We start from the raw sequence: 7,689 nt of genomic DNA, 5'->3' as shown, positions 1-7,689 counted from the left end.
ATAACTCACCCCGGAGCCGTTCCACTTCCCCCAGCCTCATACCAAGACGATGCCCACTACCAGGCGAGATCACCCGACGTAACGAAGCACTACTAAGAGGCCGCGCGGATAGGGATGCGGTCATGGTCGGTGGTTCGGGCGTACTCCCAGTGGTGAGTCGTCCATGCCTGCCGGATTCTGACGGAGGTGCACCGCTCATAGCAGCGGGCGAGGAGACTGCTTCGGCAGCCACTGCTTCCTGGCGACCGGCCGCTCGCCGTGCCCGTCCTCAGTTGACTTCCTGCACTCTTGCAGCGGTCCGCTCGGCGAGCTCGCGGATGCCGTTCGCGGCGTTCTCCGAGAGCTCGCCGAGTATGGTGTCGGCGGCCGTGAGGAGAGCACGGGTCTCCTCGGGGCGGCCCGCGTCGGCCAGGGCGAGGGTGAGCCGGTAGTGCTCCTCGGCGATGAAGCGGCCGAGGTTGACCTGCTTCCAGTAGCGCAGTGAGTCGTCGCCCCGGGTGGTCAGGGCGTCGCGCACGGCGGCCAGGCTGTCCGCTGCCTGCGGCAGCTGGCCCGCCTCGCGCTCAAGGCGGGCGAGGGTGTGCCAGGCCGAGGCCCGGTCCCATGCCGTCTCCTGAAGGGCGGCGTACAGGCGCTGGGCGCGCAGCGCCTGGGGAAGGTCGCCGAGTTCCTCAAAGTCCCGGGCGAGACCGCTCAGCGGAGCCGTGGCCAGGGTGCGGGGCGCCTCGGGGCGGCGGAGTCTGCTCTGGTCCATGAAGATGTTGTCGAGTTCGCGGATCAGCGTCACCCGCGCGAGGTCCGTCATCCCCTGGTCCCGCGCCAGGTCGGTCCATGTGGAGACCGGCTCGTCCGACGGGTCCGTCCCGAACATCGACTCGTCGAGCGCCCGCGCCCACTGTTGCAACTTGTCCGCGCTTGCACCCGGTTCCGGCATACCGCCCAGGCCGCACGCCGTGTCGAAGTCCGTCTCCCGGACCTCAAGCAGCAGCGGCAGATCTCCGATGTCCCCGCGCAGCCCCACCAGAACGGCCGCGAGCCGCAGTTCGTCCGTCATCGATGACCGTGTCTCGTGCCTCAGCAGATGCCGCAGCAGCTCCAGATCGCCCTCGGCGCGGTCGAACTGCGCGGCCCGCAGGGTGATCCGGCGCCGGACCGGGTCCTCAGCGACTTCACGCCATGCCGTGCGGTCGCCCTCCCGCAGACAGGCAAGATCGGCGCGGCCCGCCGCGAGCACCGGCTCCCACGGCGGGGGACCGGCCGGGCCTATCCGGTCGTACGCGCACCCCTCATCTGCGTTGAGCAGTACGAAGTCCGGCTCGGTGCGATGCAGCGCGGCACGCAGCCTGCCCACTAGCTCGACCGGGGAGCGTTTCGGGAAGCCCAGCGCCGCACGGAGCTCGGCCCGCTCCTCGTCGATTCCGTAGTACTCACGGATCTCGTCCTCGGTCTCCGCGACGCACGCCAGGATCTTCTCCTCGCCGTCGTCTGGCGACAGACGTGTGTAGTCGCGCCAGCCGGGCAGGCCGATCACGAGCTCCAGGGTCTCGTCGACGCTGGAGCCGATGATCCCCGCAGCGCCCTCCGAGTCGGCGTAGAGCACCGAGCCGTCCGCGCACACGAAATACGTACCGCCGGTATCGTCCCCGGCTACCGCCTCCAGCGGCCCGCCCGAGGCGAGGCGGACCTCCTCGACATGGCCGTCGGCGGCGCGGTCCAGGTCGAAGTCGAAGGGGAAGGCGGCCAGTTTGGCCAGGCGGCGATCCTGCCGCAGCAGCCGTAGCGCGTGATCGGTCATGTCACAGAAAGTAACACCGTCCACTGACAACGGACTCGCAGCGTCTGTAGGAGGCCGTGCGGATAGAGGTACGGTCATGGTCGGCGGTTCGGGCGTTCGCCCCAGAGGTGGGTCGTCCATGCCTGCCGGATCAGACTACGCACGGTGATGATCGTGTCGGCAAGGTCGAAGAATGCGTCGATGACGGTGGTGCGCCGCTCGTACCATCGGGCGAGGCGGTAGAAGGCGTTCTGCCAGGCATGGGTGCGTTCAACATGCCAACGTCGACTGGCCTGGATGGGCGCTTTGTCCCCTTTGTGTGCAATACATCCATGCAGGCCCCGTTCGCTGAGCAGCGTGCGGGTCTTGTCCGAGTCGTAGCCGGCGTCCAGGTGCACGGTGATGTCGTCAGGTAACGGCCCCAAGTCGTCCAGGCGGTCCAGGGTCGGGGCGAGCAGCGGGGAGTCGTGGCGGTTCGCACCGGCCAAGACGCGACCCAGTGGAATGCCGTACCCGTCCGTCATGCCCGAGCGTTTCAGGCCCTGTTTGCCGCGGTCGACCGGTGAGCGACCGGCCACCTCGCCGCCTCCGGGAGCCTTGGTGATGGAGCCATCCACGGCGATCTGGTTGAGGACGAGGCCGACGATCCGGTCATAAGAGTCCAGCGCAATCTGCTTGAGCTGGGCGAGGGCGCTGAGTCGTATCCACTCGTCGCGGCGGCTACGGATCGTTGTGGCCAAGCAGGTCGTGTCGGCGATCGCCTCGTAAGAACAGCCGAAGCGCAGCAATTGCAGGAGCTTGTCGAAGATGATCCGGTCGCTGATGCGTCGGCGGTGGCAGCCGAGTGGATGGTCCGGGTGGAACTCGGGCCGCTCAGAAAGCAGTGCCACGAATTGCTCCCAGAGCGGTTCCGTGAGCCATGATGGCAACGCGGGCACAGGTCTCCCTCGTGATCACAGAGCGTCGTAACTCCATGATCACCGGGACATGTGCCTGTTCTGCTACCGGGCCCCCAACCATGCCTATCCGCGCGACCTCTAAGGCAGTTCGACGCTGATGAGACCGCGCAGCAGCTTGCGCAGGTGATCCGGCATGTCGATGTCCTGCGGGCTGAGCAGCCACTGGATCTGCAGGCCGTCGATGAACGCGACCAGGTCCGCCGCCAGCCCCGACGCGTCCACGTGGGGCCGCAGCAGATCACGTCGTACCAGGTCGTCGACGGCCAACTGCATCTGCCGGCGGGTGCGTTCGTAGCGTGCGACGAAGTACGGGCGTGCCGGATGGTCGGCCGCGGTCGCCTCGCTCGACAGCACGGCGAACAGGCTCACTATCAGCGGGTTGGCCTGGTTGTGCGCGACGAGCCGGATCATGCTGGCGAAGTACTCCAGGCCGTCGCGGTTCACCGCGCCCGAACCGAAGAAGTGCGCGTCGTCCTGGCGCTCCCGTTCCTCCAGAACCGCTTCGAGCAGCGACTCCTTCGTCGGGAAGTGGTGCAGCAGCCCCGCGCGCGAGACATCGCAGGCCGCGGCGAGCTGGACCATGCTCGCGTTGCGGTAGCCGACCTGCCCGAACGCGGTGAACGCCGCCTCGATGATCTGGGCGCGCCGGCGCTCCCCCTTGGGGTAGTTCCGTGGGGCCGTCCCCTGCCGCGCCGTCGCCTTTGCCATACGGAGATGTTAATCACCCTCTAGAAACCAGCACCCCTGTCGGTATTCTGTTGTGCGGTCGTCCGCCCCGAGAGGAGCCCTTCATGTCGACACCACGGATGTCGGTCCAGCTCTACTCCGTCCGCCAGGCCCTGGAGGCCGACGAGGACGCAGCCCTGGGCCGCCTCGCCGCGCTGGGACTGAGCAACGTCGAGGCCTTCGGCTTCGTGCACCGTGCCGGCGAACTGGCCGACGCGCTCGCCCGGCACGGCCTGTCCGCACCCACCGGACACGCCGGCTTCCTGTCCCCGGAAAAGGCCACGGCCGAGGGGGCACCCGCACCCACCCTCGACGAGACCTTCCGGGCCGCCCGGCGACTGGGCGTGGAGATCCTCTTCGACCCGTTCGTCCCCGCCGCCCGGTGGGCCGACGAGACGGAGATCGCCCGTACCGCCGGGCTGCTGAACGAGGCCGCGAAGCGCGCCGCCGACCACGGGCTGCGCGTCGGGTACCACAACCATTCGCAGGAGTTCGTCCACAGCGTCGCCGGCGTCAACGCCTTCGACCGCTTCGCCGACCTGCTCGCACCCGAAGTTGCCCTGGAGATAGACCTGTTCTGGGCCTCGGCCGGTGGCTACGACGTCGTGTCGCTGCTGAACCGCCTGGGGTCACGGGTGCGCGCCCTGCATGTGAAGGACGGCCCCGTCATCGACGACCCGTTCACCTCCGGTGCCCCCTTCGACCCCGCCGACACCCGTCAGGTCCCGGCGGGCCGGGGAGAGATACCGCTCGACGCCTCGCTGGCCGCGGCCCCGGACGCCGAGTACGCCGTCATCGAGTTCGACCACTACGACGGTGACATCTTCGAGGGCATCGCGGCGGGCGTCGCCTACCTCAACGGGAAGGGCATCGCCTGATGGCGGCACGCAACCCGGTCGGCGTCGGTCTCGTCGGCGCCGGCAACATCAGCGACCAGTACCTGACCAACCTCACCCGCTTCCCCGACCTGCACGTCGCCGTCGTGGGTGACCTCGACACCGGGCGCGCCGAGACCCAGGCCGGCAAGTACGGCGTCGAGGAGTGGGGCACCGCCGCGGACGTCCTCGCCCACCCGGACGTCGACATCGTCGTCAACCTGACCGTCCCCGCCGTGCACGCCGAGGTCAGCTCGGCGATCGTCGCCGCGGGCAAGCACGTCTGGTCCGAGAAGCCCATCGCCGTCGACCGGGCCGACGCCCGAGCCCTGCTCGACCAGGCCGCCGCGGCCGGCCTGCGGGTCGGAGTCGCCCCCGACACCGTGCTCGGCCCCGGCCTGCAGACCGCCCTCCGCGCCATCGCCCGCGGGGACATCGGCACCCCGCTGTCCGCGCAGACCGTCATGCAGTACGCGGGACCCGACCTCTGGCACCCCGCCCCCGAGTTCCTGTTCGCCAAGGGCGCCGGACCCCTCTTCGACATGGGGCCCTACTACCTCACCGCCCTGGTCTGCCTGTTCGGCTCGGTCAGCCGGGTCGCCGCGGTCGGTTCCACCTCCCGGACGGTGCGCACGGTCAGGAGCGGCGAGCGGGCGGGCACCGAGTTCACCGTCGCCGTACCCACCCATGTCTCCGCGCTCACCCAGTTCGAGAACGGCGGGGTCGGCCAGAGCGTGTTCAGCTTCGACTCCCCCCTCACCCGCACCGGGTTCGTCGAGATCACCGGCACCGAGGGCACGCTGGTGCTGCCCGACCCCAACACCTTCGCGGGAGAGGTGCGGATCACCCGGGTCCAGCAACGCGGCCAGGACCCCGTGTGGGAGACGGTCCCGCCGGTCGGCATCGAGGCCGGACGCGGACTGGGCGTCCTGGACATGGCCCGGGCCGTCCGAGGCGGCGGCCCCCACATCGCCTCCGGAGACCTCGGCTACCACGTCCTGGACACCATGATCTCCATCGACGAGTCCGTCACCTCCGGCGAGACCGTCCAAGTCACCAGCGCCGCAGGCGAGATACCGCTCGTCCCCGAGGACCGAGACCCCTACGGAGTCACCCTGTGAACCGCCCCCTGCGCGCCGGATTCATCGGCGGCGGCTTCATGGCGGCCGTGCACACCCGCGCGAGCCGCGCCGCCCGCGGCCGGCCGACCGCCCTCGCGAGCTCGACCCCCGAACGCGGTGAGCGGGCCGCCGAGGCCCTCGGAGTGGAACGCTCCGAACCGGACGCCCACCGCCTCGTCGCGGCCGGCGACCTCGACGTCGTCCACGTCTGCAGCCCCAACCGCCTGCACACCGAACACACCCTGGCGGCGCTGGCCGCGGGCGCGCACGTCATCTGCGAGAAGCCCCTGGCCACCACGGCGGCGGACGCCGAACGCCTGGTCCGGGCCGCGCGGGAGGCCGGCCGGGTGGCGGCGGTCCCCTTCGTCTACCGCTACCACCCGATGGCCCGGCAGGCCCGTTCCCTGGTGGCGGACGGACAGCTCGGCACCGTCCTCACCCTGGACGCCACCTACCTCCAGGACTGGCTCCTCGACCCCGGCGACACCAACTGGCGCGCCGACCCGGAGGCGGGCGGCGCCTCCCGCGCCTTCGCCGACATCGGCTCCCACCTGTGCGACCTCGTCGAGTTCGTCTCCGGACAGCGCATCCACCGCCTCGCCGCCCGCACCCGCACCGTCTTCGCCCGGCGCGGCGACACCGAGGTCACCAACGAGGACACGGCCGCCCTCCTCGTCGAACTCGGCAACGGGGCGCTGGGCACCCTGCTCGTCAGCCAGCTCGCCCCCGGCCGCAAGAACAGCCTCACCCTGGAACTCCACGGCACCCGGCAGAGCGTGCGCTTCGCACAGGAACGCCCCGAGGAACTGTGGATCGGCAGGCGAGAGGGATCGCAGCTGCTCCTGCGCGACCCCGGCACCGCCGCCCCCGACTCGGCCCGCCTGTCGGTGCTGCCTCCCGGCCACGCCCTCGGCTACCAGGACGCCTTCACGGCGTTCGTCACCGACGTCTACAGCGCCGTACAGGGCGGGTACCCCGAGGGGATGCCGACATTCGCCGACGGACTGCGCGCCGCACGGCTCACCGAGGCCGTCCTGGCCTCCGCGGCCGATCGCGGCACCTGGATCGAGACCGCACCCGAGACGATCGAGACCGCACCCGAGACGATCGGGACCGCACCCGAGACGATCGGGACCGCACCCGAGACGATCGGGACCGCACCCGAGACGATCGGGACCGCACCCGCGACGGAGGACCGCACATGACCGCAGCCACCCACCCCGTCACCCTGTTCACCGGACAGTGGGCCGACCTCCCCTTCGAGGAGGTCGCCCGCCTCGCCGCGCAGTGGGGCTACGACGGTCTGGAGATCGCCGCCTCGGGAGACCACCTCGACCTGAAGCGCGCCGACGAGGACGACGCCTACGCGGCATCACGCCTGGAGATCCTCGACCGGCACGGCCTCAAGGCCTACGCCATCTCCAACCACCTCGCCGGCCAGGCCGTCTGCGACGCGCCCATCGACTTCCGCCACCAGGCGATCCTGCGCCCGTACGTCTGGGGCGACGGCGACGCGGAAGGAGTACGGCAGCGCGCCGCCGAGGACATGAAGCGCGCCGCGCGGGTGGCCCGCAAGCTGGGTGTGAACACCGTCGTCGGCTTCACCGGCTCCGCCATCTGGCCCTACGTCGCCATGTTCCCGCCGGTGCCGGCCGCCGTCATCGACGCCGGCTATGAGGACTTCGCCACCCGCTGGAACCCGATCCTCGACGTGTTCGACGCGCAGGGAGTGCGCTTCGCCCACGAGGTGCACCCCGGCGAGATCGCGTACGACTACTGGACCAGCGTCCGCACCCTGGAGGCCATCGGCCACCGCGAGGCCTTCGGCTTCAACTGGGACCCCAGCCACATGATGTGGCAGAACATCGACCCGGTCGGGTTCATCACCGACTTCAAGGACCGCATCTACCACGTCGACTGCAAGGACACCCGGCTGCGCCCGCGCAACGGCCGGGCCGGCGTCCTCGGATCGCACCAGCCGTGGGGCGATCCGCGCCGGGGCTGGGACTTCGTCTCCACCGGCCACGGCGACGTCCCCTGGGAGGACGCCTTCCGCGCCCTGGAGTCCATCGGTTACGACGGCCCCATCTCCATCGAATGGGAGGACGCCGGCATGGACCGCCTGCACGGCGCCGCGGAGGCGGTGACCTTCGTACGCTCGCTGCTGTGGCCGACGCCGAAGGCGTCCTTCGACGCCGCGTTCAGCAACCAGTAGCCCTGCCGCGGCCCGCCGG

General features: G+C 70.3%; 7 protein-coding genes. 4 read left to right on the top strand and 3 right to left on the bottom strand.

The window, feature by feature from the left end:
- Positions 1 to 268: 268 nt before the first annotated feature.
- From ACGFZQ_RS51675 to ACGFZQ_RS51665, 3 genes are all read right to left on the bottom strand, one after another.
- Positions 269 to 1,795 carry a hypothetical protein gene (locus tag ACGFZQ_RS51675; protein ID WP_393846437.1) on the bottom strand — a complete coding sequence of 509 codons (1,527 nt, stop codon included), beginning with the start codon at positions 1,793 to 1,795 and terminating at the stop codon, positions 269 to 271.
- Positions 1,796 to 1,869: 74 nt separating this feature from the next.
- Positions 1,870 to 2,712 (bottom strand): IS5 family transposase, encoded by an 843-nt coding sequence (locus ACGFZQ_RS51670; RefSeq protein ID WP_393846436.1) that lies wholly within the window; start codon positions 2,710 to 2,712, stop codon positions 1,870 to 1,872.
- Between the two features lie 99 nt (positions 2,713 to 2,811).
- On the bottom strand, positions 2,812 to 3,441 hold the full coding sequence (locus tag ACGFZQ_RS51665) for a TetR/AcrR family transcriptional regulator (protein ID WP_382541187.1): 630 nt from the start codon (positions 3,439 to 3,441) through the stop codon (positions 2,812 to 2,814).
- Positions 3,442 to 3,524: 83 nt separating this feature from the next.
- Here ACGFZQ_RS51665 and ACGFZQ_RS51660 point away from each other — a divergent pair, with 83 nt between their 5' ends.
- Genes ACGFZQ_RS51660 through ACGFZQ_RS51645 form a run of 4 tightly spaced genes read left to right on the top strand, consistent with a single transcriptional unit; the run spans position 3,525 to position 7,670 of the window.
- Entirely contained in the window at positions 3,525 to 4,337 is an 813-nt protein-coding gene (locus ACGFZQ_RS51660) for a sugar phosphate isomerase/epimerase family protein (protein ID WP_393846435.1), read from the top strand.
- Positions 4,337 to 5,455, top strand: coding sequence for a Gfo/Idh/MocA family protein (locus tag ACGFZQ_RS51655; protein WP_393846434.1), 1,119 nt, complete (start codon positions 4,337 to 4,339; stop codon positions 5,453 to 5,455). The genes ACGFZQ_RS51660 and ACGFZQ_RS51655 overlap by 1 nt, the downstream gene beginning before the upstream one ends.
- The gene (locus tag ACGFZQ_RS51650) at positions 5,452 to 6,660 is read left to right on the top strand and encodes a Gfo/Idh/MocA family protein (RefSeq protein ID WP_393846433.1); all 1,209 of its coding nucleotides are present in this window, start codon (positions 5,452 to 5,454) and stop codon (positions 6,658 to 6,660) included. Before ACGFZQ_RS51655 ends, ACGFZQ_RS51650 begins: the two co-directional genes overlap by 4 nt.
- A complete protein-coding gene (locus tag ACGFZQ_RS51645; protein ID WP_351734838.1) occupies positions 6,657 to 7,670 on the top strand; it encodes a sugar phosphate isomerase/epimerase in 1,014 nt (337 codons plus the stop codon). The genes ACGFZQ_RS51650 and ACGFZQ_RS51645 overlap by 4 nt, the downstream gene beginning before the upstream one ends.
- The last annotated feature ends 19 nt before the right edge of the window (positions 7,671 to 7,689 follow it).

The organism is Streptomyces sp. NPDC048254, from assembly GCF_043201895.1.
Taxonomy (GTDB): domain Bacteria; phylum Actinomycetota; class Actinomycetes; order Streptomycetales; family Streptomycetaceae; genus Streptomyces.
This window is presented reverse-complemented; position numbering and strand designations above follow the sequence as displayed.

Excerpts from the sequence above, each read along its gene's own strand:
- ACGFZQ_RS51675 (WP_393846437.1), bottom strand. The coding sequence starts at position 1,795 with ATGACCGATCACGCGCTACGGCTGCTGCGGCAGGATCGCCGCCTGGCC.
- ACGFZQ_RS51665 (WP_382541187.1), bottom strand. The coding sequence starts at position 3,441 with ATGGCAAAGGCGACGGCGCGGCAGGGGACGGCCCCACGGAACTACCCC.
- ACGFZQ_RS51660 (WP_393846435.1), top strand. The coding sequence starts at position 3,525 with ATGTCGACACCACGGATGTCGGTCCAGCTCTACTCCGTCCGCCAGGCC.
- ACGFZQ_RS51655 (WP_393846434.1), top strand. The coding sequence starts at position 4,337 with ATGGCGGCACGCAACCCGGTCGGCGTCGGTCTCGTCGGCGCCGGCAAC.
- ACGFZQ_RS51645 (WP_351734838.1), top strand. The coding sequence starts at position 6,657 with ATGACCGCAGCCACCCACCCCGTCACCCTGTTCACCGGACAGTGGGCC.